Origin of the sequence: Flaviflexus sp., assembly GCF_052087705.1 — a bacterium.
Lineage (GTDB): Bacteria > Actinomycetota > Actinomycetes > Actinomycetales > Actinomycetaceae > Flaviflexus > Flaviflexus ciconiae.
Genome location: NZ_JBQCYC010000005.1, coordinates 1 through 24,672 on the forward strand (window position 1 = coordinate 1; position 24,672 = coordinate 24,672).

General features: G+C 59.1%; 24 protein-coding genes and 1 tRNA gene. 15 read left to right on the plus strand and 10 right to left on the minus strand.

What is annotated here, in order from left to right:
- Window positions 1-41: 41 nt before the first annotated feature.
- Window positions 42-125, minus strand: a tRNA-Leu gene (locus tag ACTHUY_RS03860).
- A 308-nt stretch (window positions 126-433) separates the two neighbouring features.
- Here ACTHUY_RS03860 and ACTHUY_RS03865 point away from each other — a divergent pair.
- From ACTHUY_RS03865 to pknB, 6 genes are read left to right on the plus strand one after another with little or no spacing between them, the layout of a single operon-like run.
- On the plus strand, window positions 434-1,135 hold the full coding sequence (locus ACTHUY_RS03865) for an FhaA domain-containing protein (RefSeq protein ID WP_126704378.1): 702 nt from the start codon (window positions 434-436) through the stop codon (window positions 1,133-1,135).
- A complete protein-coding gene (locus ACTHUY_RS03870; RefSeq protein WP_126704377.1) occupies window positions 1,132-1,620 on the plus strand; it encodes an FHA domain-containing protein FhaB/FipA in 489 nt (162 codons plus the stop codon). The genes ACTHUY_RS03865 and ACTHUY_RS03870 overlap by 4 nt, the downstream gene beginning before the upstream one ends.
- Window positions 1,621-1,627: 7 nt before the next feature.
- Window positions 1,628-3,001 (plus strand): Stp1/IreP family PP2C-type Ser/Thr phosphatase, encoded by a 1,374-nt coding sequence (locus ACTHUY_RS03875; protein WP_441654078.1) that lies wholly within the window; start codon window positions 1,628-1,630, stop codon window positions 2,999-3,001.
- Window positions 3,001-4,470 (plus strand): FtsW/RodA/SpoVE family cell cycle protein, encoded by a 1,470-nt coding sequence (locus ACTHUY_RS03880; protein WP_441677712.1) that lies wholly within the window; start codon window positions 3,001-3,003, stop codon window positions 4,468-4,470. Before ACTHUY_RS03875 ends, ACTHUY_RS03880 begins: the two co-directional genes overlap by 1 nt.
- On the plus strand, window positions 4,467-5,924 hold the full coding sequence (locus ACTHUY_RS03885; protein WP_441654076.1) for a peptidoglycan D,D-transpeptidase FtsI family protein: 1,458 nt from the start codon (window positions 4,467-4,469) through the stop codon (window positions 5,922-5,924). The genes ACTHUY_RS03880 and ACTHUY_RS03885 overlap by 4 nt, the downstream gene beginning before the upstream one ends.
- 20 nt (window positions 5,925-5,944) lie before the next feature.
- Window positions 5,945-7,840, plus strand: a complete 1,896-nt coding sequence (gene pknB, locus ACTHUY_RS03890) for a Stk1 family PASTA domain-containing Ser/Thr kinase (RefSeq protein WP_441677713.1) — start codon at window positions 5,945-5,947, stop codon at window positions 7,838-7,840.
- Window positions 7,841-7,934: 94 nt separating this feature from the next.
- Here pknB and ACTHUY_RS03895 read toward each other — a convergent pair whose 3' ends face one another.
- The 3 genes from ACTHUY_RS03895 to ACTHUY_RS03905 are packed head-to-tail and all read right to left on the minus strand — an operon-like array spanning window position 7,935 to window position 9,462.
- Window positions 7,935-8,570 carry an anthranilate synthase component II gene (locus tag ACTHUY_RS03895; protein WP_126704373.1) on the minus strand — a complete coding sequence of 212 codons (636 nt, stop codon included), beginning with the start codon at window positions 8,568-8,570 and terminating at the stop codon, window positions 7,935-7,937.
- Window positions 8,570-8,725, minus strand: coding sequence for a hypothetical protein (locus tag ACTHUY_RS03900; RefSeq protein WP_164719929.1), 156 nt, complete (start codon window positions 8,723-8,725; stop codon window positions 8,570-8,572). The genes ACTHUY_RS03895 and ACTHUY_RS03900 overlap by 1 nt, the downstream gene beginning before the upstream one ends.
- Window positions 8,725-9,462, minus strand: coding sequence for a class E sortase (locus ACTHUY_RS03905; RefSeq protein WP_126704372.1), 738 nt, complete (start codon window positions 9,460-9,462; stop codon window positions 8,725-8,727). The genes ACTHUY_RS03900 and ACTHUY_RS03905 overlap by 1 nt, the downstream gene beginning before the upstream one ends.
- A gap of 65 nt (window positions 9,463-9,527) precedes the next feature.
- Here ACTHUY_RS03905 and ACTHUY_RS03910 point away from each other — a divergent pair, with 65 nt between their 5' ends.
- Both ACTHUY_RS03910 and ACTHUY_RS03915 read left to right on the plus strand, forming a co-directional pair.
- Entirely contained in the window at window positions 9,528-9,797 is a 270-nt protein-coding gene (locus ACTHUY_RS03910) for a cell division protein CrgA (RefSeq protein ID WP_126704371.1), read from the plus strand.
- Window positions 9,798-9,800: 3 nt separating this feature from the next.
- The gene (locus tag ACTHUY_RS03915; RefSeq protein WP_441674938.1) at window positions 9,801-10,589 is read left to right on the plus strand and encodes a hypothetical protein; all 789 of its coding nucleotides are present in this window, start codon (window positions 9,801-9,803) and stop codon (window positions 10,587-10,589) included.
- 463 nt (window positions 10,590-11,052) lie between these two features.
- On the opposite strand, the gene ACTHUY_RS03920 is transcribed toward ACTHUY_RS03915, so the two are convergent.
- Window positions 11,053-11,691 carry an adenylate cyclase gene (locus ACTHUY_RS03920; RefSeq protein WP_441677716.1) on the minus strand — a complete coding sequence of 213 codons (639 nt, stop codon included), beginning with the start codon at window positions 11,689-11,691 and terminating at the stop codon, window positions 11,053-11,055.
- Between the two features lie 85 nt (window positions 11,692-11,776).
- On the opposite strand from ACTHUY_RS03920, the gene ilvA reads away from it, so the two are divergent.
- The 5 genes from ilvA (at window position 11,777) to ACTHUY_RS03945 (ending at window position 16,015) form a co-directional block, all read left to right on the plus strand.
- The gene (gene ilvA, locus ACTHUY_RS03925; protein WP_441654071.1) at window positions 11,777-13,024 is read left to right on the plus strand and encodes a threonine ammonia-lyase IlvA; all 1,248 of its coding nucleotides are present in this window, start codon (window positions 11,777-11,779) and stop codon (window positions 13,022-13,024) included.
- A gap of 10 nt (window positions 13,025-13,034) precedes the next feature.
- The gene (locus tag ACTHUY_RS03930) at window positions 13,035-14,054 is read left to right on the plus strand and encodes a pyridoxal-phosphate dependent enzyme (RefSeq protein ID WP_441654070.1); all 1,020 of its coding nucleotides are present in this window, start codon (window positions 13,035-13,037) and stop codon (window positions 14,052-14,054) included.
- Entirely contained in the window at window positions 14,051-14,950 is a 900-nt protein-coding gene (locus ACTHUY_RS03935; RefSeq protein WP_441677718.1) for a DsbA family protein, read from the plus strand. The genes ACTHUY_RS03930 and ACTHUY_RS03935 overlap by 4 nt, the downstream gene beginning before the upstream one ends.
- A 122-nt stretch (window positions 14,951-15,072) precedes the next feature.
- The gene (locus ACTHUY_RS03940; RefSeq protein ID WP_441677720.1) at window positions 15,073-15,381 is read left to right on the plus strand and encodes an antibiotic biosynthesis monooxygenase family protein; all 309 of its coding nucleotides are present in this window, start codon (window positions 15,073-15,075) and stop codon (window positions 15,379-15,381) included.
- Complete coding sequence (locus tag ACTHUY_RS03945; RefSeq protein WP_441677722.1) at window positions 15,371-16,015, plus strand: 1-acyl-sn-glycerol-3-phosphate acyltransferase; 645 nt, start codon at window positions 15,371-15,373, stop codon at window positions 16,013-16,015. Before ACTHUY_RS03940 ends, ACTHUY_RS03945 begins: the two co-directional genes overlap by 11 nt.
- Window positions 16,016-16,163: 148 nt before the next feature.
- Here the strand turns inward: ACTHUY_RS03945 and ACTHUY_RS03950 are convergent, their stop codons facing one another.
- The 3 genes from ACTHUY_RS03950 to ACTHUY_RS03960 all read right to left on the minus strand — a co-directional run bounded on the left by ACTHUY_RS03950 (window position 16,164) and on the right by ACTHUY_RS03960 (window position 21,670).
- Entirely contained in the window at window positions 16,164-19,193 is a 3,030-nt protein-coding gene (locus tag ACTHUY_RS03950) for a DEAD/DEAH box helicase (RefSeq protein ID WP_441677724.1), read from the minus strand.
- A gap of 95 nt (window positions 19,194-19,288) precedes the next feature.
- Complete coding sequence (locus ACTHUY_RS03955; RefSeq protein WP_441677726.1) at window positions 19,289-20,164, minus strand: phosphotransferase; 876 nt, start codon at window positions 20,162-20,164, stop codon at window positions 19,289-19,291.
- 156 nt (window positions 20,165-20,320) lie between these two features.
- Window positions 20,321-21,670 carry an alpha/beta fold hydrolase gene (locus ACTHUY_RS03960; RefSeq protein WP_441677728.1) on the minus strand — a complete coding sequence of 450 codons (1,350 nt, stop codon included), beginning with the start codon at window positions 21,668-21,670 and terminating at the stop codon, window positions 20,321-20,323.
- A gap of 129 nt (window positions 21,671-21,799) precedes the next feature.
- Between ACTHUY_RS03960 and ACTHUY_RS03965 the strand changes: the two genes are divergently transcribed.
- Window positions 21,800-22,639, plus strand: coding sequence for an aldo/keto reductase (locus tag ACTHUY_RS03965; RefSeq protein WP_441654064.1), 840 nt, complete (start codon window positions 21,800-21,802; stop codon window positions 22,637-22,639).
- Between the two features lie 141 nt (window positions 22,640-22,780).
- On the opposite strand, the gene ACTHUY_RS03970 is transcribed toward ACTHUY_RS03965, so the two are convergent.
- Window positions 22,781-23,329 carry a methylated-DNA--[protein]-cysteine S-methyltransferase gene (locus ACTHUY_RS03970; protein ID WP_126704360.1) on the minus strand — a complete coding sequence of 183 codons (549 nt, stop codon included), beginning with the start codon at window positions 23,327-23,329 and terminating at the stop codon, window positions 22,781-22,783.
- The gene (locus tag ACTHUY_RS03975) at window positions 23,299-23,649 is read right to left on the minus strand and encodes a VOC family protein (protein WP_441677730.1); all 351 of its coding nucleotides are present in this window, start codon (window positions 23,647-23,649) and stop codon (window positions 23,299-23,301) included. Before ACTHUY_RS03975 ends, ACTHUY_RS03970 begins: the two co-directional genes overlap by 31 nt.
- Window positions 23,650-23,821: 172 nt before the next feature.
- Here ACTHUY_RS03975 and ACTHUY_RS03980 point away from each other — a divergent pair, with 172 nt between their 5' ends.
- A complete protein-coding gene (locus ACTHUY_RS03980; RefSeq protein WP_441654062.1) occupies window positions 23,822-24,658 on the plus strand; it encodes an aldo/keto reductase in 837 nt (278 codons plus the stop codon).
- The last annotated feature ends 14 nt before the right edge of the window (window positions 24,659-24,672 follow it).

The window sequence follows — 24,672 nt, forward strand, 5'->3', positions numbered from 1 at the left end:
ACCTGTTTCTTCAGGCCCGGGTTACAACATCGCTCATTGAGTGCGCAAGGGGGGAGTTGAACCCCCACGCCCTCACGGGCACACGGACCTGAACCGTGCGCGTCTGCCTATTCCGCCACTTGCGCAGTGCTGGTAACCAGCTCGCCTAGTTTATCTTGCTTGTTGCTATTGCTCAAAGTGAACCCGGTGTGAAACGGCCGACGTCCGCACTAGTGGAGAGGTTAGGCGCGCTATCCGCGTTAAAGGTCTCTTTCCGGCTTACGCGTAGGGATGTGCAGGGGAGAGAGCTGTGCAATCAATATCAACACTGGGGAATGTTGGAGGGAAGACTCCCCAGGAAACTCCCCCTGACCCTCGCTTGGGGGCAAAAACCTACTAGTCTTGATGTAGTTCCGGACCACCTGGCCGGCCGTCATTGGAAAGGGGAAAACGCGTGGGAGCTTTTGGCAAGTTCGAGCGCGGCATCGAGAATGCTGTTAATTCCGTGTTCAGCCGCGCCTTCAAGTCGGAGGTCAAGCCGGTCGAAATAGCGTCGGCAATCAACCGTGCGATGGACGAGGGGGCCGCGGTCTACTCTCGGTCTCGCACAATCTCTCCGAACCAGTTCCGGATCACTCTGGCGTCCGATGACTACGCGAAGATCGACCAGTGGGGTCGGGTCGCTATCGAGGATGAACTCAGCGATCACGCCATCAAATACGCCACCTCCCAGGACTACACGTTCCTTGGTCCGATAGCCATTGCATTCGAGGAGGCCGAAGAACAGGGCACAGGCACCGTTCGCGTCACTTCCCAAACCGTTCGAGGAGCTGTTGCACCCGTGACTACATCCGTTCCCTCCGCAGCAAATCCCATCATCGATGTTCAGGGACAGCGTTACCTTCTGACGGGCCCGGTTACGATCATTGGCCGCGGCTCCGAATCTGACATTGTCGTTGACGACACCGGCGTATCACGCCATCATCTCGAACTGCGGGTAACGCCACGCGGCGTTATCGCTACCGATCTTGGTTCCACGAACGGCAGCTTCGTTGAGGGCCACCGGATCTCTGCCGCCACACTTGTTGACGGTAATACGATCACGATTGGCCGAACGAGAATCATGTTCTGGAATAGCCCGGAGAGCTACGCATGAGCGAGCTTGTCCTGACACTTCTCCACATCGGGTTCCTTGTCCTGCTGTGGATCTTTGTCATGGCGGTGACATTGACTTTGCGCCGGGACATTTACGGTGTGCGCGTCAAGAAGCGTGGGCAGAAGCCGCAACCGGTTGCCCCCGTTAACTACCACCAGCCCAAGGCTAAGGCCCCGCCAAAGCCTAAGAAGGGCGTTCCCACAAAGATCGTTGTGACCGACGGCCCTCTGGCCGGTACGACCGTTCCGCTTGGCACCGCATCAATCATTGTTGGGCGTTCCCCCGATTCCGCTCTCGTACTGAACGACTCGTATTCTTCGGCCAGGCACGCCAGGTTCTTTAATTCCGAGGGTTCCTGGTTCGTTGAGGACCTGCAATCCACGAACGGAACATTTGTCCACGGTCAGCGTATCGACCATCCCATCCCGCTGAAGGCAGGCGACTCGGTCACGATCGGCCAAACCACCTTCACCCTGCAACGCTAGGCGCTCAATGTCAGTTCAACTTCGCTTTGCCGCTCGGTCGGATGTTGGTGCGGTCCGCAAGAACAACCAGGATGCTGGTTACGCTGGACCGCATCTCCTGGTGCTTGCTGACGGCATGGGTGGCGCGGCCGGTGGCGACACTGCCTCGAGCGTCACGGTCAGCAAACTATCCGAACTCGACGACATTCACCGCGCCGACGACCTGCTACCGATGCTGCGGGAAACGGTCACGGAAGCTCACGACGAGCTGGTTGCCATGGCAGCCGACGACCCGGCGTTGAAGGGCATGGGAACCACCTGTATCGCTCTCATGCGGTCAGGGAACAAGCTCGCTATGGTCCACATCGGTGACTCACGGGCCTACCTGCTTCGCGGTGATTCCCTCATTCAGGTGACGAAGGACCACACTCTCGTCCAGTACCTGGTCGACCACGGTCAGATCACGCCGGAAGAGGCCGAGAACCACCCGAAGAAGAACGTGATCATGAGGGCGCTTGGCGACACGGAGGGCGAGGTCGAGCTCGACGAGTCCGTGCGTGAAGCGGTCGTTGGCGACCGGTGGCTCCTTTGCTCCGACGGTCTGTTCGGTGTTGTCTCCAACGAAACGATCGCCCACACGCTCCTCCACTACGCAAACCTCGAGAAGTGCGCATCCCGGCTCATTGAGCTTGCCCTCGCGGGCGGGGCTCCCGACAATGTCACTGTTGTTCTCGCCGACATCCTCGACGATCGCGAGATCTCCGGCGCCAACGCGCCCTCCCAGATTCCCGTCGTTGTCGGTTCCGCCTCCGCAGAGTTTGAGAGCGGGAAGAGCAAGCGTCCAGTTCGCACCGGGGACGTTGCCGACCCGAACTGCGTTGAGGACGACGAAGCACCGAAGAAAAAGAAATGGCCCGCACGGCTTGCTGTTCTTATCGGTGTTTTCGTTCTTCTTGCTGGCGGCATCTTTGGCGCCTGGTTCTGGACGCAGTCCCAGTACTACGTTTATTCGGCTGACGGGAACGTCGGTATCTACCGGGGCGTCCCTCAGGCCCTCGGGCCCATTGAACTTTCGCACCTTGATGAACGCACCGACCTACAAATCGAGGATCTGACGCAAACGGCGCAGCGCAGGCTCGAGGAGCCCGTCACGCATTCGTCCCGGGAGGACGCCGAGAACTACGTCTCTGATCTTGAGGATGAATTCCTCCGGGACCAGATCGTTGAAAACGAGGAACAGAAGGAAGCCGACGACGCCACGGAGGATCCCACCGAGACCCCAAGTCCGGTCGACGGTTCCAACGAGGATCCAGCGGATGATCCGTCGCAGACTCCGCCGCCCCGTTCCGACAGCGGTGGTCAGCCGACCGAGAGTGACACTCAGCCTGAGGAAACGCCCTGATGGCGACAGTCACTCATCTCGCCGCCCACCCCGGTAGGCTCCCCGAGTTCTTCCTCACGATCCTCTCGGCCGTGATCGGCCTGGGAGCGTATTCACTCGTGCATCTCGGAGCGAATGGAGAAATGCCGGGGAACATCATGGTCGTGTCCGCGATCTTCGGCGGAACAGCGCTGCTCGTTCATCTTCTTATCCGATGGGCCGCTCCCTACGCAGACCCGGTTATTTTCCCGTCCGCCATGGCACTCAACGGCTTGGGTTTGGCCATGATTGAACGGATCGACATTGCCACCGGAGGTAGCCAGGTCACCTCGCAGGCTATTTTCACGCCCCTTGGCATGGTGCTAGCTGCCCTCGTTGTCATTGCTTTACGCGACCACCGGGTGTTGCGAAAGTTCACGTACACGTCTCTTATCGTCTCCGCCGTTCTCCTTGTCCTGCCGCTTATCCCGGGCCTTGGCAGGGAGATCTATGGCGCAAGGATTTGGATCAGCATCGCTGGCTATTCCTTCCAGCCTGCGGAACTCGCAAAGATCTTCCTCGCGATATTCTTCGCCGGTTATCTCGTCGTCAACCGCGACAATCTGGCTTTGGCGGGCCCCAAGTTTCTGAAGATCCAGTTCCCGCAGCTCCGGCACTTTGCTCCGATCTTGCTGGCCTGGGCTATCTGCCTTGCCGTCCTGATCTTCCAGAAGGATCTCGGAACCTCAATCCTGTTCTTCGGCCTGTTTGTTTCCATGCTTTACGTGGCAACCGACCGGCTGTCGTGGATCGTTATCGGCGGGCTCCTGGCACTCGGCGGCGGCTTTGTCGTGTTTCAACTGTTCCCGCACGTCACGGCCCGCTTCAACGTGTGGCTGAACGCCATGGACCCAGAGGTTTACGATGCTGCGTTCGGCTCCTACCAGGTCGTCCAGGGCAATTTCGGCATGGCGCACGGCGGCCTGTTTGGAACGGGGCTCGGTCAGGGTTATCCCGGCATTGTTCCCCAGGCGAACTCCGACTTCATCATTGCCTCAATCGGCGAGGAGCTGGGCATGGCCGGAGTTTTTGCCATCCTCGCTCTCTATCTCATCCTCGTCATTAGGGGCCTGCGTAGTGCTGCCTATGTTCGTGACGGCTTCGGCAAGCTCCTCGCAGCGGGCCTTTCCTTCACCATTGCCCTCCAGGTTTTCGTTGTCGTTGGTGGCGTGACTCGCCTTATCCCACTCACCGGCCTCACGCTCCCCCTCATCGCGCTTGGTGGCTCATCGCTACTGTGCAACTGGATCGTCATCGGCCTGCTCCTGCGAATCTCGGATGCTGCACGACGGCCCCAGGTGCGGTCCAGCGAGCCCCTGCCGCCGGCCTGGGACATTGATGACGAGTACTGGGATAGTGGCGACGAAGAATCAGCTGACTCAGAGGAGAAGACTCCACGTGACGAGTCCGATGCTGACCGCACAGACACTCAGGCGGTGAACCTTTCGTGAACCTTCCCATCAGGCGGCTTGCCACTCTCGCAGCCATCATGTTCCTGGCTCTCTTGATCTCCGTGACCATGATCCAGTTCGTGAAGGCACCCGAACTGAGCGCCGACAGTCGCAACGTCCGAACGATCTACGAAGAGTACGGCCGCGAGCGCGGCCCCATCATCGTGGCCGACGAGACGATCGTGACGTCCGAGCCGGTCGACAACCTGTATTCGTTCCTCCGCACCTACGAGCAGGGCGAACTGTATGCCCACTCAACGGGGTATTTCTCTGTCGCGTTCAACTCGATGACGGGCGTGGAGAGATACGAGAACAGTGTGCTCGGGGGCTCCGACACGTCGCTTGCCATTCAGCGGCTCCGGGATCTCATTACCGGGGACGAGCAGCGCGGCGGCGGGGTGGAGCTCACTCTCGATCCAGAAATCCAGCAGGCAGCCGTCGATGCTCTTGCCGGGCAGAAGGGTTCCATTGTGGTTTTGGAGCCGGACACGGGCCGGATTCTTGCCATGGTGTCGATTCCTTCCTACGATCCGAATCTGCTTGCAACCCACAACTCTGCCGACGCTCAGGCGAACTATGATGCACTGATCGCGAATCCAGATCAGCCTTTGCTTAACCGCGCCACGGGCGGCAACCTGTACGCGCCCGGATCGGTATACAAGATTGTGACGGCCACGGCGATGCTGGAAAGCGGCGCCGACATGGATGATGAGATTGAGGCACCGACAGAGTATTCACCTCCCGGTACCACCCACGTTATTCACAACCCGGGTGAGGCAGCATGCGGTGACGGTTCCGGTGAGGCAACCTTGCTTCAGTCGATCCGCCAATCGTGCAATACACCTTTCGCTATCGCGGCCGTCGAGCTTGGCGAGGACGCGATGAGGGAGCAGGCCGAGAGGTTCGGTTTCGGTCAGTCCCTGTCGATCCCCATGCCTGTCACTCCTTCGCAGTTCCCGGACAGCCAGACCCAGGCTGAGCTCGCTCAGGTTGGTTTCGGCCAGTACGAGCTGAAGGTGTCGCCGATGCAGATGGCGATGGTCGCCTCGTCGATCGCGAATGACGGGTCGCTCATGGCTCCCTATCTGGTCGACCGTACGCTCTCTGCCGATCTGGATGAGATCAGCACAACCAGCCCGTCGGAGTTCTCGCGACCCATGAGCGAGGACACGGCCGAGCAACTGACAACGATGATGGTTGATGTTGTCGATAATGGGACGGGTTTCCGGGCTCAGATCCAGGGTGTGGACGTGGCTGGAAAGACCGGCACCGCCGAGATATCGAGCACAATTGCCCCGCACGCCTGGTTCATTGGTTTCGCGCCGGCCGACAATCCTGAGGTGGCAATTGCCGTTTTAGTGGAAAATGGTGGAAACCAAGGTTTTGGAACAGACGGTGGCTCGCTCGCAGCCCCCATGGCCCAGTCGGTCTTGCTGACCGCACTGAACGACTAGGTCAAAAGGAAAGGTAGAACATGGTGGACCAACTCCCCCGGATGTTAGCCGACCGCTACGAGGTTGGCCGGCTTATCGGGCGTGGCGGGATGGCACAGGTGTACATCGCCTACGATACGAGGCTGTCACGCACGGTCGCCATCAAGATCTTGCGTTCCGACATGGCAACGGACGACACGTTCCTCGCCCGCTTCCGGCGTGAGGCCCAGTCATCCGCTGCTCTGAACCATCCGTCGATCGTTGCCGTCTACGACACGGGTGAGGAAGAGGTCGAGACCGGGACCGGCAAGGTCACCCTGCCATTCATTGTCATGGAGTACGTCAACGGACAGACGGTCCGTGATCTACTCGCCGACGGCGACCCGATCCCGATCGACGAAGCCGCGCACGTGGCCGCCGGTGTCCTATCGGCACTGGAATACTCGCACCGCGAGGGCATCATCCACCGCGACATTAAGCCGGGCAACATCATGTTGACCCCGGACGGGTCGGTCAAGGTCATGGACTTCGGCATTGCCCGCGCACTGTCCGATCATCACTCAACCGTCACCCAGACAAACACGGTTGTTGGAACCGCCCAGTACCTGTCGCCCGAGCAGGCACGCGGCGAGTTGGTCGACATTCGTTCCGACCTTTATTCTGCTGGTTGCCTCCTGTACGAGATGTTGGTTGGCAAGCCGCCGTTCACCGGTGACTCGGCCGTTGCCGTTGCCTACCAGCACGTCTCCGAGGTTCCCACCCCACCATCAACCGTGACGGCTGATATTCCGGATTCTATTGACCGCGTCGTTCTCAAAGCCCTCGCGAAGAACCGCGATGATCGCTACCAAACAGCCGCGGCATTCCGCTCCGACCTGCTGAGTGCTGTCCGTGGACAGGCGGTCACCGCACCGGCCACCACCGCCTACGTGGCCCCCGCACCAATGGCCACACCAATCGCCACCACCGTATTCCCGACCGGCCAGTCGGTACCATCCGCGGTTTCCGCACATACCGGCAACTATCCTCCGTACCAGACGGGCCAGTTCCCGGCGCAGGAGAAGAAGTCGAGCAACGGCTGGCTGTGGGCCATCATTGTCATTCTTCTCGCGGTTCTTGGCTTTGTCGCCTGGCAGGTATTCGGCAACGATGATCCACCGGAAGAACCCACACCAACAATCACAATGGTGGACGTTCCCAACCTCGAAGGTCTGGACCAAACCGAGGCGCGGACAACCTTGGAGGATCACAATCTTGAGCTCGTAATCGGCGAGCCCGTCGAGTCTGATGATGTCGAAGAGGGCCTCTTTGTTTCTTCCAACCCGGAGATTGGCACCTCTGTCGAAGAGGGCAGCACCGTCACCGTGTCGTTCTCGTCCGGCGTTGGTGAGGTTACCGTCCCCGATGTCACAGGCCTTAATGTCGATTCCGCTCGAAACCTCATCGAGGCCGAGGGCCTCGTGTGGGGCACCTCAGATTCCGTTGATAACTTCCCCGAATATGACGAGGGTGAAGTTGTTTCCTCGGACCCTGCCGCCGATCAGCAGGTACCGCGTGGGACACAGGTCAACGTTCAGGTTTCCTCGGGACGCGTCTCTATCCCGAATCTCCTCAACATGAATATCGATATCGCCACGGCAGAGCTGGATAATCTCAACCTGAGTTACCGGATCGAGTACGAGGAAACTACCGAAGCCGAGCCCGATACTGTTATCGCTCAGGACTACCGCGAAGGTTCAATCGTCGATACCGGCACCCAGATCACGATCACGGTTGCGGAAGAGCCCCCGGCCACGGAGGATCCGACAACAGAAGATCCCACACCGACCGAGGATCCGACGACAGAAGATCCAACCCCCACGGAAGATCCAACGCCCGACCCGACCACCGAAGAGCCACCTCCTACGGAGGAGCCTTCGCCTACCGAGGGAGAGTAGACCCGCGGGATGAATCAAGGGAGCAGTTCACGAGCTGCTCCCTTGATCTTGACGTCTCCCGGTTTTGGACGTCTCCCAGTATTGCCCCGGGTAACTATCCGCGGTCGACTAGGGGCCTGAGCCCTTCAGATTTGCCGACGGCTTCGCTGTCTCCCGCGAGTGCCAACCAGTTGGCAAGCATGCGGTGCCCGCCCTGCGTGAGAATCGATTCGGGATGGAACTGGACTCCCCACAGTGGCAGGTTCCTGTGCTGGACCGCCATGATCACTTCACCGCTGGCACTGAGGACCGAGGCGGTTACTTCAAGCTCATGAGGATTCGTTCCGTCTTCGATGGCGAGGGAGTGGTATCTGGTTACCTCGAGGGGGCTCGGCAGGCTATCGAACACTCCGCCGCCGGCATGGCTGATCTGGGAGGTTTTGCCATGCATGAGCTCCGGCGAATGGGACACGGTGCCACCAAAGACCTCGGCAAGGGCCTGGTGGCCAAGACAGACGCCGAGCATCGGCTTCTGATTGTCTGCGCAGTAACGGATCATATCGATCGACACTCCAGCATTAACGGGAGTTCCGGGGCCCGGTGAGATAAGCACCCCGTCGTATTCCGCCGCATCTTCAGGGTCAACCGCATCGTTTCTCACAATGTCGACCTCCGCTCCAAGCTGTTGAAGGTAGTCGGCAATCGTGTAAACGAACGAGTCGTAGTTGTCGACGATAAGAATTTTTGCCATCAGCCCACCGTGTTTTCGGAAATTGGGAGGTGTTCGGCTGCCCATGGGAAAACCCAGCCGAAGAGAAGAACAATAATCGCGGCGACAATGATGAGCACTTGAATCACCTTGAGCCACGTCGGACCGGGGAGCCGGCGGAACAGTGCAGAGTACATCAAAGCTCCTTCGGTGTGCCCTCGCTACGGGGCATCCAGTAGTCGAGCTCTGCGTAGGTTATCCAGCGCTCGTTCGAGATAAAGGGAGGGTGGCAGGTCGTCAGCGTGAGGTAGTACCCGTCGGCGGCGACTCCTGGGTTTCCGGGGACCGGGGCGAGAACTTCGATGGCGGTGGGGGCAACAATCTCGTGTTCGGTCACGCGGTACACGTAGAAGTATTCGGCAGTTTCCACGATGAGGGGGTCTCCCGCCTCGAGGTCCGGCTGGTTGCGAAGGGCAGCGCCGTAGGACTGCCGGTGCCCTGCCAGGGCAAAGTTGCCGAGCTCCCCCGGCATCGCCGTATCCGTGTAGTGGCCCAGGCTTCCCTTATCGATAACGGTCGAGAGGTCTGTGCCTTCGGCAATACCAACCTCGTAGTCATCACCGAAAGCGGGAATGTGCATAACTCCCCACAGGTCGTTCGTGCCAATCGAGGCCTTTACTGTAGCAGTATCAATCACCGGGGGATCACTCCGGTACTCGGTCGGTTCATCAGCAGGTTCTTCCGCGGGTTCTGGAATCTCCTCACGGAACTCGCTGACAACACGGGACTGCTCCCGTCCGGCGATAACGTCGGTCCACCAGATCTGCCAAACGACGAACAGGATGATGATGACACCCGCTGTGATGAGGAGTTCTCCAACAACACCTAGTACCCTCGTTGGAGCAGACGGTTTAGCCTTGGTATGTCGGCCCATGGTCGCCCTCCTCATCGCAACGCCAGTCCGGTTAAGATTATGCCATCACAAGGATAGGAGCGAACATGCCCGAATCAAGGCGTCGCAAAGCCGCTGTCCAGAAGAAGCGGGCTCAGGAAAATGTGGAGATCGAGAAGAACCGGGAGCTCAAGGGCTCACCCCGGTGGTGGGCGCCCCTCATGGTGGGCCTCATGCTTCTCGGCCTCATCATTGTTGTCACCGCGTACGTGACCGGCGGTAACTACCCGATCGGTTTCGACAACGGTAACTACAACCTGTTCCTCGGCTTCGGAGTCATGCTCGTTGGCTTCCTCATGACAATGGGCTGGAAGTAGCGGGTGGGGGTATTCGCTAAGCTCGCGAAAGGCACCATCGCACCAGAACCCGGTCATCCCGGTCTCGAGCCTCTCCAGCTCGCGAACTCCGATGGTTCCCTCTACATGCGTACCGAGACGAATCTTCCGGCTCGTTGCATTGATGGTCGTCGGCCAACCACCCCGTACGCACAGGTCGTTCCCTGCGCTCCCGGCGGATCACTCAGCCTGCTTGTCGCCCTCGCTGCGGCCCGCGGAATCACCGATCCTCTGTGGGGTGCTGACGAACTGAGTAACCGGCTCACCTGGTACGGATCCGAGGGTCACATCCACGCCGGCCCCGACGACCGTTCTAGCGGATGTGGGGCGCTAGACGGACTGTCGACCATCATCGACTACGCGAACGAACAGGAGCCGCTCCTGCGGGAAGTCGCCGCAGAACTCGGTCTTCCCGTCCAGGTCACGTATCCTCTTGCCTCCCTCAAGGGTCAACAGATCGATACCCCCGGTATCTACCGCATGTTCGACGAGAAGCCCGACACGAAGCTGACACCGCTCCGCGGCGTGCACCAGGAAATCGCGATTATCGTGAACCACGAAAAGGGCACAACGATCGACCAGAATGTCCTCGACCAGATCGGCAACATTGACGTTTTTGACGTCGATGCCTGGTCGCTCGAGGTCGCTGCCGACTGGCTCGTCGACAACTACAACGTCGACCGTAAGCGCGTTGCATCCGCCCTATCGGCCTTCACCGTCGCAACCCTTGCCATCCTGGCACGGCCCACCATGAAGGTCCTCCACCACGGCTAACATGCGACGTACCCGTGGTTATCCGCCCAGGCGGATAACCACTCGCTTAGGCGATTTGTCGTGTCGGAAACGCTGAGGGCTGCTCTGGCCTCAGCGACACCGCCCGTCTATACCGTCGGTCTATTCTGCATAGCCTAGTCCGCATTCGTGGGGCGGAAGTAACCTGCTTCCGCCCATCATGCGGGGATCGTTTGAACGTTGGGAACTTGCGTGCTCTCCTGCTCAAGCCGCTCACCTTCCATCTCGGTACCTCTAGGCTCGCAGGAAAAACTGCGCTGTGAGATAGGACACGGTAAAGGTCGTGTGAACTCTTTTCTAACAAGTTAGCTGAGACCGATCTAGCAAGTTGGCGAAGAACAACACTGTCCGGCATCAAGACACGCTTCCGCTGCACGGAGGAGCCTCAGTCCGCGTTGGGAGTTGACGTTTCCGAACGGGATAGCGGAAGAAGTCTTTGAACGGTTTACGACTCAAAGTCTTCGAAGAAAGGTCCCTTGGTGGCTAGCTCAGCAAGGTAGGACGAGTCCCAGCCGATCCACGGGTGCTTGGACAGGTTATCGTTGGTGAACCGCAGATCCGATGACACTTCGGTTTCACAGAAGTCGGGTATTTCAAGGTCAACAACCGGACCGGTTCGTTCGCATTCGGCGAGGATCAGGCCGTGGTTTTGCCCGCCAAACTCGTCGATCTCCCAGCCGTCCTCCCCCAGCCAAATCGAGTGGCGGTTCTTGATGACGATCCGCTGAGATCTTTGGAGAGTCGAGACCGCAACAGCGCTATCGAGCTGCTGGTCGAGCTCGTACCGCTGGCCGGAGACGGGCGGGGATTTCACGGTAATCCAGGCTCCTGACAGTTTCCCCACCACGCCCCCGAGGACTTTGCGTTCGTAGGCACCGAACCGGTCGGTGTCAGGATTGAAGTCGGAGAAGTCCACCGTCATGTCAGGCGCGGTCACTCTGACTCGGATACCGTAACCGTCTTCCGCAAACACGTATCCCTGGATGATCAGGTTGTGATGCGCGTGCTCAACGACGTCAGGAAGTGCGGAGACAAAGAATTTCCTCTCAAACTCGAAGATCTGTTCAATCGGGTCGAGATCCATAATGTGACCTTTTCTGTAGGTTCCGACGTGTGAAATTAGGACGAAGTGCCGCACTTGTCCGAGTTTCGCGTGGCACCATGGATATATGCCACAACCAACTGGAGAAGACGTCAACGCAGCGGCCGGACGCCTCGGGCCGATGGTTCGGCGGACTCCGCTCGAACTGTCCCTCAGGCTGTCCGGGCTTATGCGCGGGGATGTGCTCCTCAAAAGAGAGGACCTCCAGGTTGGTCGCTCGTACAAGGTACGGGGCGCATACAATTTTATTTCCACACTAACTGACATCGAGCGGGAACTCGGGGTTGTCTGTGCATCCGCAGGTAATCACGCCCAAGGTGTTGCTTTCGCGTGCCGACAGCTCCGTATCCACGGCAAGGTTTTCCTGCCCGCTACGACACCGCGCCAGAAGCGTCGCCGGATCCAAGACATCGGTGGCTCCTGGATCGAGATGATCATTGAAGGCCAAACGTTTGATGCTGCCTCGCAGGCCGCACAGGCCTACGCCGATGAATCCGGGGCGATCTACGTGCACCCGTTCGATGATCCGCGGACGATTGCCGGCCAGGGCACCGTTATCAAGGAAGTTTTTGAACAGGCTTCAACCACCCCAAAGACCGTGATTGTTCCAATCGGTGGTGGCGGGCTCTCTGCCGGGACCGCGATCTGGGTGCGGGAGAACTACCCGGACACGAAGATCATCGGTGTTGAGCCATCTGGCGCCGCTTCCATGCAAGCAGCCATCGACGAGGGCGGCCCGGTCCGGCTACCGAATGTCGACGGGTTCGTTGACGGCACGGCCGTTGCACTCGTTGGTGAAACAACCTTCCCGATTATTCGCGATCTGGTTGACGAGATCATTCCTGTGCCCGAAGGCGCGGTTTCGACTGAAATGATTGAGCTTTATCAGACGGACGGCATCATTGCGGAACCCGCGGGGGCACTCGCCTCCACGGTTGTCGCCCTCGGCCACGTGACCGCCGATGACGGTCCTGTTGTCTGCATTATTTCCGGTGGCAACAACGATATTTCGCGCTATGACGAGATCATCGAACGTTCCGCCGTTCACGAGGGGTTACGGCATTACTTCCTTGTCACGTTCCCTCAGCGTCCCGGCGCTCTCCGGCACTTCTTGGATGAAGTTCTCTCCGAAGGGGAGGACATTGTCCTTTTCGAATACACCAAAAAGAACAACCGAGAAACGGGGCCAGCGCTCGTTGGCATCGAAATCGATGCGCCGTCGCGGATTTCCTCTCTTCTTGAGAGAATGAACGCGTCACCGCTGGTTATCGAGAAACTGGAACCGGATACACCGGCCTTCAGTTTCCTGCTCTGAAGGAGAAGAAATGACCACCCTACCCACCTTCGAAGACGTCGGTGCAGCCGCCGCACGGATCAAGCAGTACACGCACGAAACCCGTGTCGTTGGATCCCGCCTGCTAAACAAGTACCTCGGTGTTGAGGTCCTTATCAAGTGCGAGAACCAGCAGCGCGGTGGCTCGTTCAAGACCCGTGGTGCTTTCAACGCAATCCTCTCTCGCATGGAACGCAGCGAGATCACGAAGGAACGCGGAGTTATCACGTACTCCAGCGGTAACCACGGCCAGGCAGTAGCCCTTACCGCATACCAGCTCGACATCCCCGCGACCGTCTTCATGCCGACCGACGCACCCAAGGTCAAGATCGACATGACGAAGTCGTACGGTGTCGAGGTCATCATGTATGACGCCGAGAAGGACGATCGCGTTGCGATGGCCAACGCACTCGCAGAAGAGCGCGACTGGCCCCTGATCCCATCGTTCGACGATGCTGAGATCATTGCCGGTCAGGGAACCGCAATGCAGGAACTGCTACGGGAGGTCGGCCACGTCGACGCGCTCGTTCTGCCCGTCGGCGGTGGCGGCCTGATCTCCGGTTCTGCCCTGGTCTCAAAGGTCTTCAGCCCCGAGGCACAGATCTTCGGTGTTGAGCCCGCCGAGGCTAACGATGCACAGCAGTCTCTCGAGAAGGGTGAGATTGTCACCATCCCATCCCCGGTAACGATCGCTGACGGTGCGCGAGTCCGTAGCATCACCGAACTGACTTTCGACCTCATGAAGAAGAACGTCGACGAGATCATCACCGCAACCGATGATCAGATCTTCACCTCCATGAAGCTCGTCGCTGATCGCCTGAAGCTCGTTTCTGAACCCACCGGTGTTCTCGGCCTTGCCGGAGTCAAGACCCTTGTCGACGAAGGCAAGATCGCCCGTGGCTCCCGTGTCGCAACCGTGATCTCGGGCGGCAACGTCGACCTTGATACGTTCGCTACCTGCATTGCTTCCCCCGATGAGGCAATCAAGCAGATGCAGAACTGGCTGTCATGAGCACCAGCAGCCCCCAGTTCCAGACGCCGGGCCAGCAACCCGATTCGAAGAATCGGGGGCTGCTGATCACCATCATCATCCTCCTGCTCGTCATCATTGGCCTGGCTATTGCGCTGATCCTGACAATCTCCGGCGATGATGACTCCTCGGCAGGCCAGTCCCACGAGACCATCCAGGCCGAGACAATTGAACCCGATTCCACATTGGGATCGGACGACGGAGCAGATAGTGACGCGAGCAAAACGGCAAGCGATTCTGACGCCGCAACCCATCCTGCAGAAACACCAACTGCGACTGTCGCACCGCTACCCACGGAGGATGCTACGTCCGGCACCGTGGAGGATTCTGACGCTCTTCTTGCGGAGCACCAGAGGGATTCCGAGGATCCGTATGCTCTCGGTGACGTGGACGCCGACATTGTCGTTGTCCAGTATGCCGACTACAGGTGCGGCTATTGCGCCCTGTGGCATGTTGAGGTTTTCGAAGCTCTCGATCCATACATCGAATCCGGCCAGGTCCGGTTCGAGTACCGCGACCATCCGGTCCTTGGGGACGCCTCGATCTACGCCTCGGCAGCGGCACGAGCGGCCGGAAATCAAGGACTGTTCTGGGAGTACGGTGATGTTCTCTACGAGGACACGTACAACGGAACAAGTCCGGCTTACGACCTGGCCTACTTCGAATCCGTAGCGGAACGGGTTGGTGTTGAAGACATCGAACAGTTCAGCGCGGACCTGCAGGACGTGGAGACCCTCGAGGCTGTTCTGGATTCACGCCAGCACAATCTTGAGCTCGGTGTCACGGGAACCCCGTCGTTCATAATCGAGGACGTTTTTGTCCCCGGTGCCCTCGACGAGGAAGCCTTTATCCAGGTTGTTGAAAGCAAGCTCCCCTAGCGCAGCGAGCAAACACGTCGTCAGCTAACGTTTCGCGGGCACTCTCGTGAGCTCACCCGGGCTCGTAACTGGAGCTGGCCCAAAACCGGACTATCATGATCACTGATAGTGGAGGGAAGACCATGACAGTAATCAAGATCAACGCCATCGAGGTTCCGGAAGGTTCCGGTGACGCTCTTGCGGAGCGCTTCTCGCCCCGTGCACGGGCCATGGACGACGTTCCCGGCTCCGAAGGCTTTGAGCTTCTGCGCCCCGAGGACGGCCGTAACACGTGGCTCGTCATTACCCGGTGGAAGGATGAGGAGTCTTTCCAGGCGTGGACATCATCCCAGAACTTCCGCGAGGGCCACGACCGGTCGGGCGGTAAGAAGCCTGTCGGTACCGGTTCGGAGATCTGGAACTACTCTGTTGCGGTGACCAGTGTCCGGTAAGGCAGGTAAGACTCTTCGTCGCGGTATCGCTAACGCGCTCATTGCTGTCACGCCGAAGTGGAAGCCCAGCATCGAACCCTGGCCAAACAAGTCGATTATCATCGGTGCCCCGCACACGTCGAACTTCGACGCCCTTCTCATGGTTCTCATCATGTGGCGGGCCGAACGGGAGTTCAACTTCCTCGTTAAGGACGAGGTCATGAAGGTCCCGGTCCTCAAGTCAATCGTTCGTTGGCTCGGCGGCATTCCCGTCAATCGTCGTAAAAGCACGGGCCTTACCCACGGGATCTCGCAGGTTGCTCAGCAGGCCGACACGTTCACGCTCTGCATCACGCCCAAGGGTACCCGCTCAAAACAGGACTTCTGGAAGTCCGGCTTCTACCGGATTGCCTACGAGAACAAGCTTCCCATCACGTTCGGTTTCGTGGACTCGGTTTCTAAAACCTTTGGCACCGGGCCCACATTCGAACCAACGTGGGACATCACGAAGGACATGGAAGTGATCCGGGCATTCTATGCGGACATGCTGGGGTTCAAGCCGGATCGGACATCAACGCCGCGGTTGCGCGCAGAAGACGACGCGGAGGCCGCCGCGTACCTTCTCCGTCCCGTCGACGACGGACCGGTCTCCTAGGATTCGGTCGCACCGGTCTCCCATTAGGCAGGTTGGTGCACGGCACAACTTGCGACTGTGGGCTTACCGAAGCCCACAGTCATTTTTTGAGAAGGCATCAGTAGAGACCCGTGACCGACGGCTTGCACCGCACACCGTCACCAAGCTATTACTCGAGAAGCGCCCTAATGTCATCTGCGGTGATCGGGGCTCCGCTACCGCTATCGATAAGCTCAGCGAAGCCACGCTTTCGTTCTTGGAGGGCAAGGACCTTCTCTTCGATACTGCCGGTGGATGCCATGCGGTAGACGTGGACGTGCTTGTCTTGACCGATTCGGTGGGCGCGGTCAATAGCCTGCTCTTCCGCAGCGGGGTTCCACCAGGGGTCCATGACAAACACATAGTCGGCTTCGATCAGGGTCAGGCCGACACCGCCCGCCTTAAGCGAGATGAGGAAGACGGGCTTTTCTCCCGACTTGAATGACTGGATTTCCCGGTCGCGGTTTCTCGTACTTCCATCAAGATAAGCGTAGGATATTTTCGCCTTATCAAGCTGCTCACCGATTCTGGCCAGATAGCTTGTGAACTGGGAGAACACGAGAACCTGGTGTCCGGCGGGAATAAGAGTATCGAGGTGTTCGAGAAGAACCTGGGTCTTGGTGGCGGGCGGCCCCCCATCATCCAACAGTCCGGGGTCGATTGCGAGGCGACGAAGCCTCGTCAGCGAAGCCAGGATTGAGATCTTGTTGCCGTCCGGATCCTGAATAAGCCCGAGGACTTCCTGTCGTTCTCGTTCCAGCTGTTTCACGTAGCGTGCCCGATGGTTGTCATCCATCTCGATCGAGAGAACTGTCGACATTTTCTCGGGCAGGTCCCGAGCAACATCGGACTTCTTGCGCCTCATGAGGAACGGTTTCGTTAGCTTCATGAGAAGAGCCCGGGCAACGGGATCCCCGTTGCGTTCGATGGGTCGCTTGAATTTTTCAGAGAACTTATCGGCTGCCGGTAGAAGCCCGGGAGTTGATAGCCCAAACAGTGCGCCGAGGTCGCCAATCGTGTTCTCGATCGGTGTGCCGGTTACCGCGAAGGTCCATTCCCTACGTAGCTTGATCAGTGCGCGATATCCAATCGTCCGCGGGTTCTTCACTGCCTGCGCTTCGTCAAGGACAACACCTTCCCAGGTGACACCCTCATAGGCATCCCCTTCGAGGCGAAGAAGAGTGTAGGACGTGACGACAATATCTGCGGCAGCTAGTTCCTCCACTGACTCCTCGCGCTTCTTTGCTGTTGCCGTCACCGTATTGACGGTGAGTCCCGGAGCAAAGCGGGTTGCCTCATGTGCCCAGGTGGAAACCACCGACGTGGGGGCAACGATCAGAACGGGGCCACCCAGTCGTCCCAGTTCCTTGAGTTTGGTGATCGCGGCAAGGACCTGGACGGTCTTACCAAGGCCCATGTCATCGGCAAGAATCCCCCCGTACTGCGCTAATGCTAGGCGGACTAGCCAGGAGTACCCCACCTCCTGGTAAGGGCGCAGGGTTGCCGTCAGAGAAGCTGGAACATCAACGGGCTGCCCGAGCTCCCGGAGCCTGCCAAGTCGGTCCTCCAGGAGCCCATCAAGCTGATCGTCAGGGATGCTGAGAGCGTGGAGCTGGGCTGCGGGAACACTGATCGTTTTACCCTTGATTCGACCGAGCATCGCCGCTTCTCGCAGGAGCTTCCGTAGCTCGTCAAACTCCTCCCCGAGCTTGATAAGAACGCTACCGAACTCCAGGTAGGGCTGGCCGCCAACCAATGCCGGGTACAGGACCGGCAACGGAACATCGTGACCGTCAACCTCGACCGTCATTGCCAGATCCAGCCAGTCACGTTCACTTGCGGCATTGATCCGCAGCTCGGGGATGGCACGCACGAGCTCAATATCGCCTCCCTTGGAGAACGACACCTCGATGCCGACGTCCTTGAGAGCGGGCACGAAGAACTCCCGGAAGGTCTCCAAGTATTCGGGGGCGAGTTGCGACGATGCTGGAATCCGCCATGTCGGCGGGAGATCCGCCTCCGCCCAGAGGCGCTCCGCGATCGCCACGTCGTCTGCAAGACCAGATGCATCGATCAAATCGGTGACAAGCAGTTCATTGGAGCCTACTGCTCGGCGGGCCTGCTTCCATTTCAACAGGAGGGAAAGCCCGGATGGCCTCGTCACATCGAGGTGGAGGCGGGGCTCCGTGAACTCGGTCTTCGTGAACGACCCGTCGGGTGACACGATGTCAACCTCACCAACCGCGGGCAGGAAGGTTGCTTCAAACTCCAGCCGGTCCTTCTCGTTAACGGGAATGGTGCCACGGGAGGCAATAAGGGACTGGATCTGCGTCGGGATGGAAGGCGCGATATTGGCAAGCTTCCCCTTTGACAGTGCAAGAACGGGCACAACTCCGGGAACCGTGTATGCACGGACCCCGTCACTGGGCCGGGCCACCACGGGCCTTGCCGTAATATCACCCGCACCCTCGATTTCCATGCGCACGGGCCAGTAGTCGTCCGCGAGCGCCAGCGTTTCCATGTCGGGGTCGAGAATCTCGATGCCGTTACTGGCGAGTTGACGGAGGAAGGACATTCCTTCGGCTCCCAGGTCGGAGACCAGAATGTCGGTGGGCGAGTTCCAAGGCCGACTGCGGCGTGCCGTGCGGTGGAGGTGCCGGAGAAGACTGACGTGGCTTTGGTCGAGCCCGTCCGTCGTGGACTGCCAGTGGTTGTTTGTGAGGTCCGGCCACGGTAGGAGCACCCAGTGACCTTTACTCCGCCGGAACGGCGTGAGGGGCCCGCCTTCGCTACGCGTATCGACCTTCAGCGCCAGGCCAGCTCCACCGGACTTACGGGTGGATGTCATAGCGGTGAGCAAGCTCCGCCACCCTAGATCCCCGCCGGCCCCGAGTCCCATGAGGGTAGCAACCATGTGTTTACAGTAGCTACCGACGGGACACGTGCATCGCCCGTCAAATGGTTCGATGCTGTCAATCATGACGAGATAGGTGCGACCTTTGCCCTTGACTCGGGCAACGATGCTGTCCTCGACGGTGACCGATGCGAGTCTGTCTTCCCGGTGGTAGCCCCGTCCGCGCTCAACCATGGCGTCTCCGAAGAGTGCGATGAGATCCTCGTCGGTCAGGTCCTTAGCCTGCTGAGAAAGATTTTCGCCCATTGCACCAGCTTACGACCTGAACCTGACACCGGTCATCCGAGATTCCTCACGCTTCATGTCGCCCCACACCGCTGCGCGTCGATCAGAGCACAGAATCAGTCCGGTAATTCACTGGCAAGAAGCCGCCGTGCTTCCTCGGCAAGCCGCCGATCTTCCTCGTGCTCTGAGCTGGCGAGTGCGGCAACCATGTATGCCGCCCATCCCCGCGCCCGTTCCCAGAGGAAGGCATCATCGGGCTGGCCAAGCATGCGGAGGATTATTCGAGCATCCTCACGCTGTTGCTTTGTGAAGGCCAAGATGAATGCCGCGTAGTCCACTGCGGGGTCGCCGGCACCGAGGTCACCAAAGTCGATGATTCCCGAAATCGAGCCGCCGGCCGTCAGAATGTTTCGCGCATGTAGGTCGCCATGGCACCAGACTGGTTCCCTATCCCACGGCAGGGCCGCAACGCCCCGCTCGAAGAGGGGCCGGAGCAGAGCTTCCATGTCAGTTCCCCGAACATATTTGTTGAAGGCATCTGCCTTCTTTTCCAGTGCGACGTTTCTGTGGGGGCTGACGGGAGCGCCCGGGGGTGCCTTCTCGTGGAGTGCTGCAAAGACGGTCGCGAGGTCCCGGGCTGCCCTCCCGCGGTCTTCGGATGGGATGTCGGAGAGGGGAGCTCCTGCCACGTAATCGACGAGGAGCCAACGGTAGGGGAAGAAATCCGTTGATTCTCCATAGAACCTTGGTGTTGGGACGCTGAACCCGCTCTCAATGAGCAGGCTCGTAGCCCGTTCCGTCCACCGATACTCCTTCGCCAGGAGTTCGGCTGCCGCCGCCGAGGTCGACAGGCGTAGGCAACGGTCCCCCCATTTGTACACCGCGCCATCCCACCCCGTGCCGATAAGGACGGGTTGTCCGGATCCGGCTAGCTCATCAGGAACCGCGGCTGCCAGTTCGTCAACTACCGCCTGGGTAAAGTTTGTCCGCATAAACTATCCTTCTTCGACTGCGTCTGCCTGACCCAACTCTAGGAACCCGGGGTCCGCTCGCGCTGAGGCGGCTCCTGTTCCGTTTGTAGCGGTCACTGTGGATATCTCTTGAACATGACAGATCGGACGGGAGCCTCCTAGCCTTTCCTCCGCAACCTATGCGTGCCCGGACCGTTGCTGCATGTTCCAGGAATGCATTCGTTCCAGTAGCTTTGGACCATCGGCCCTCAGTCCATCATGGTGGTAATCGTTCGTGAGGAATGGCTTGAAGCCACGGATCTGTGCCGCGGTTTCCAGGGAGAGGGATGCTGGGACGAACATGTCGTCCCAGAACACCCAACCGGAGGCCGGAACCGTATTCTCGTTAAGCACCTCCGTGTTGTAGAGCCTGGGGAAAGAACGCTCGGCAACGAGATTTGCTGCTTCCGCCATGGGAGCCAGGCTGGGGTCGTCGCTCATTTGCCAGGGGAAGACGTGCTCGCCGGAGAAGAGGAACTGTGCTCCGGCCTGCTGCGCCGCCTTCTCGGTCTCGTGCGGTGACTGTTCGGTTCCCGGGAGGGCATGGTCTCGGAACTCGTTTCTCATGCGGTGTGCGGACCAGGAAGTTGGACCGCCGGCTGTTCCCGAGTAGATCGACTCGTGGAGGACCCCGTAGATGGGGTTCTGGGCAAACGAGAGCCGGTCAGACACCTGCAGGAGGAAGCGGGAGTTTAGTTTCTTCTCACCCTTGATCACTGTGAACGGGTCTTCGAAGAGGAACCGGAGTGTTTGCGGGCCGTAGGAGTAACCGAGGACGAGCCCAAGCATGCGGAGCCGTGCCGGCGTCAGCCGTTCCCCGGTGACGAGCCGCTCATCGCTGTTCTCGAGGTGAACGGCAACATCCCATACGCGGTCGTGAAGTCCGGGGAAGGATCGGAACATCTCTTCGTTCCGTGCCTTCGTCGAAGCCCACGTCAACCGGTAGGTTTCATCAGCATGCTTGCTGACCGAGGGCAGGCCTGCCGTGATCATGACCGAAGCGAGTCCGTAGGGCGCCCGTGAGAGATAGGCAGTGTTGATGAAACCACCAAAAGACTGCCCAAGCACATGCCAGGGTTTATCCCCCTGCAGTTCCTGCCTGAGCTGCTCAGCATCATCAATGATCGCGTCGGCCCTGAAGCAGGCAAGGTAGTCGGCCTGCGCGGCAGAATCTCCCTGGGCGGTAACGATGGCAGAATCGATGGGGCTTGATGCGCCCGTGCCTCGTTGGTCAAAAAGAATGACGCGGTAGTGATTGAGTAGCCAGTCCACCCAGCCACCAACGGGTGCCGGGCGTGGGGCCGGTGAGCCCGGTCCACCCTGGAAGAATACGAGGCGCGGGGCCTTCTCCTGTCCATCACGTACCACTTCACGAGCAAAGACAGAGATGTTCCCTGCTAGCTTGCCGCTGCGGTCGAGCGGCACCTCGATCCGGTGATCGGAAAAGGTATCTCCACCGATTCTGTATCTTTCTGTCTCAATCGTCATGCTTTGATTATGCATGGTATGCGGGTGGCGGAATGGGTGGAACACCGTTCTAAGGCGTGCCAGAGTGGAAAGGAGATGGGTTCGACTCACGACCCGTCCTTTCTTACTGTCAAGAGCAGGAGCATCATCATGGCATCCGTTTCGCCAATCACTTTCCACAATGGGGTTCGAATCCCCCAGGTCGGTCTTGGCGTGTGGCAGGTCCCTGCCGACGAAGTTCAGCAGACTGTCGAGACCGCCCTCGAGCTTGGTTACCGGCACATTGACGGGGCTGCGGCCTACGACAATGAGGAGGGTGTCGGTGCCGCACTGAAAGCCACAGGGGTGGACCGGGATGACATTTTTGTAACCACGAAGCTCCGCAACGGCGAGCAGGGATACGAGTCCGCGCTGAAGGCCTTTGACGACTCCCGTAAGCGCCTGGGGTTGGATGTTATTGACCTTTACCTGATCCACTGGCCGAGCCCGAAGCGTGATCTGTATGTAGAGACCTGGAAGGCGTTCGAGAAGCTCTACGAGGAAGGTGCTGTGCGCGCCATCGGTGTCGCCAACTTCCTTCCCGAGTATCTCGATCGGATTATCGGCGAAGCAAGCATCAAGCCGATGGTCAACCAGTTTGAACTTCACCCAACGTTCCAGCAGGCAGATGTTGAGGCTACATCGAAGGACGCTGGCCTTGCCGTTCAGGCATACTCCCCGCTCGGGCGCGGCGATGACTTAAACGCGCCCGAGGTCAAGGAAATTGCCGATCGCATTGAGGCAACCCCGGCGCAGGTCATTCTCGCCTGGCATCTAGCCAAGGGCAGGATCATCATTCCCAAGTCCACCAACCCGGACCGGATGGCAGAGAATCTATCCTCCGCCGATGTTCACCTGAGCGCCGACGACATCACACTCATCGACTCCCTTGAAGCTGGCAACATGGTCGTCCTGGATCCCCGTGAAGTTGAGCTATCCCAGATCCGGTAACCGCAAAGCGATCATCCACTCGAGCCACACGTCAGGCCATTTAGAAGTAGAGACGTGTCGACGCTTTACCGGACGGTTGTGGATTATGGCTCCGGGCAATCTCTAAAGGATTGCCCGGAACGCAGGACTCGTGGAGAGAATTCAGAATCCCGACGATTCGTCCCTTGGCTTTGCTTCCCGGACGCTCACACCCTCGTGAGTCAGGAGTTGTGCCTTCATACCTTCCGTGGCCGCGTAGCTTCCCGGCACAACGGGCGGGCCCACGTGGGACGCAGCGACAACTCTGTGGCAGGGGACGAACAGCAGGCAGGGATTCTCCGAACACGCTCGGCCCGCTAGCCTCGGTAAATAACGCAGACCCGCACGGTCAGCCAGTTCCCCATAGGTCACAACCGAGCCCGCGGGGACCTTGCGGAGCTGTTCCCTCAGCTGGACAAGCTTTGGTGTTCCCGTGATCCACACAGGAACGTCCATGAGGCGACCAAAGTCGCCGTTAGTCCATGCCTCCAGTGCTTCCGTCACATTGCTCGGCAGATCACCCCTGCGGTAGGGGCGGCCAGCCGCAATGGCATCGAGACTGTCAAAGCCGGACGCGATAACGGTGCCCGCGTCATCGACGAAGACCGACAGCTCGGCGAAGCCGAGGCTGAAGGTTGCCCCTAGAGGGGTGCCGGTGTGCTGAGAATCCATTGGAATCCAAACGGGTCACGGATCCGTCCGGCACGGATACCGGTTTCATAATCATCGACGTCGGTAATCTTTTCTGCGCCGTGCTTAATGGCCGCCTCAGCGAGAACATCGGGCGCGGCGGTTTCGATGAGCAGGATGATGCCATGCTCATCGGAGCAGGCGTCCCGATCGTCGGCCTTGCGGATCGCGATGGCATACCCTTGGACACTGATCTGCGTCGTGTTCCGGTGTACCTTCTTGATGTCCGCCTGGAAAACCTTCGTATAAAAATCGAGTGCTGCGTTGTCATCTTCGACAACCAGAATCGGTATGAGTTGCATACCTCCAAGGTATCAACAGTGCAGGTCACAGGATAGTCCGTCCATAAATACGGCTTCTGCCTCTTGCTCCCCACTGCCTGTGGACAAGCACCTGGGTCACTGTCGATGAGATCGTTTGAGAATCGGTGACCGGGAGTTTACGTAGCAGTTGGAATCGGGGGACAATGGTGGCATGACTAAGACCCTGACAATGAATACCGGAGCGACGATCCCCGTTCTTGGCTACGGAACTTACAAGATTGCTCCCGCCGATGCGGCGGCGGCTGTCACGATGGCGCTGGATGCTGGCTACCGACATATCGACACGGCTCAGATGTACGGCAACGAAGCCGAGGTAGGCGAAGCTATTGAGGCCTCGAGCATTGACCGGGGCGACATCTTCCTCACAACGAAGCTCAACAATACGAATCACCTTGCGAAGGACGCTCGAGCATCCTTCGCCCAGTCGCTTGAGGATCTACGGACCGACTATGTTGACCTGTTCCTCATCCACTGGCCGCTACCCACCCTTTACGATGGCGACTTCCTGTCGACCTGGAAGGTCCTGGAAGAGTTCTATGCGGATGGTCGCGCCAAGGCCATTGGTGTTTCGAACTTCCTTCCCGAGCACATCGACGTTCTGCTTGAGGGCTCCGAGGTGGTGCCAGCAATCAACCAGATCGAGGTTCACCCCTATTTCACGAACGAGGACTCCCGCGCGAGGAACACGGAGGCCGGGATCATTAACCAGGCATGGTCCCCGCTCGGTCGTGCCGCAGTACTGACCGATCCGGTGATCGAGGAGATCGCGGAGCGCATTGGCGTAACACCCGCACAGGTGGTACTTGCCTGGCATCTGAACCGCGGTGACGTTGTTATCCCGAAGTCGGTCACGCCGTCTCGCGTTGCTTCCAATATGGACATCTTTGACGTACCGCTCACCGAGGCGGATCATGAGAGGATCACGGCGCTCAACCGCGGAGAGGACGGTCGTCAGGGCTCGAATCCCGCAACCATGGATCGTCTGTGACAGAAAGGGAATTC

Coding starts and splice junctions, on each gene's coding strand:
- ACTHUY_RS03950 (WP_441677724.1), bottom strand. CDS start 19,193: ATGGGCGAAAATCTTTCTCAGCAGGCTAAGGACCTGACCGACGAGGAT.
- pknB (WP_441677713.1), top strand. CDS start 5,945: ATGGTGGACCAACTCCCCCGGATGTTAGCCGACCGCTACGAGGTTGGC.
- ACTHUY_RS03880 (WP_441677712.1), top strand. CDS start 3,001: ATGGCGACAGTCACTCATCTCGCCGCCCACCCCGGTAGGCTCCCCGAG.
- ACTHUY_RS03875 (WP_441654078.1), top strand. CDS start 1,628: ATGTCAGTTCAACTTCGCTTTGCCGCTCGGTCGGATGTTGGTGCGGTC.
- ACTHUY_RS03960 (WP_441677728.1), bottom strand. CDS start 21,670: ATGACGATTGAGACAGAAAGATACAGAATCGGTGGAGATACCTTTTCC.
- ACTHUY_RS03900 (WP_164719929.1), bottom strand. CDS start 8,725: ATGTACTCTGCACTGTTCCGCCGGCTCCCCGGTCCGACGTGGCTCAAG.
- ACTHUY_RS03965 (WP_441654064.1), top strand. CDS start 21,800: ATGGCATCCGTTTCGCCAATCACTTTCCACAATGGGGTTCGAATCCCC.
- ACTHUY_RS03905 (WP_126704372.1), bottom strand. CDS start 9,462: ATGGGCCGACATACCAAGGCTAAACCGTCTGCTCCAACGAGGGTACTA.
- ACTHUY_RS03920 (WP_441677716.1), bottom strand. CDS start 11,691: ATGGATCTCGACCCGATTGAACAGATCTTCGAGTTTGAGAGGAAATTC.
- ACTHUY_RS03975 (WP_441677730.1), bottom strand. CDS start 23,649: ATGCAACTCATACCGATTCTGGTTGTCGAAGATGACAACGCAGCACTC.
- ACTHUY_RS03870 (WP_126704377.1), top strand. CDS start 1,132: ATGAGCGAGCTTGTCCTGACACTTCTCCACATCGGGTTCCTTGTCCTG.
- ACTHUY_RS03940 (WP_441677720.1), top strand. CDS start 15,073: ATGACAGTAATCAAGATCAACGCCATCGAGGTTCCGGAAGGTTCCGGT.
- ACTHUY_RS03970 (WP_126704360.1), bottom strand. CDS start 23,329: ATGGATTCTCAGCACACCGGCACCCCTCTAGGGGCAACCTTCAGCCTC.
- ACTHUY_RS03980 (WP_441654062.1), top strand. CDS start 23,822: ATGACTAAGACCCTGACAATGAATACCGGAGCGACGATCCCCGTTCTT.
- ACTHUY_RS03955 (WP_441677726.1), bottom strand. CDS start 20,164: ATGCGGACAAACTTTACCCAGGCGGTAGTTGACGAACTGGCAGCCGCG.
- ACTHUY_RS03910 (WP_126704371.1), top strand. CDS start 9,528: ATGCCCGAATCAAGGCGTCGCAAAGCCGCTGTCCAGAAGAAGCGGGCT.
- ilvA (WP_441654071.1), top strand. CDS start 11,777: ATGCCACAACCAACTGGAGAAGACGTCAACGCAGCGGCCGGACGCCTC.
- ACTHUY_RS03930 (WP_441654070.1), top strand. CDS start 13,035: ATGACCACCCTACCCACCTTCGAAGACGTCGGTGCAGCCGCCGCACGG.
- ACTHUY_RS03895 (WP_126704373.1), bottom strand. CDS start 8,570: ATGGCAAAAATTCTTATCGTCGACAACTACGACTCGTTCGTTTACACG.
- ACTHUY_RS03935 (WP_441677718.1), top strand. CDS start 14,051: ATGAGCACCAGCAGCCCCCAGTTCCAGACGCCGGGCCAGCAACCCGAT.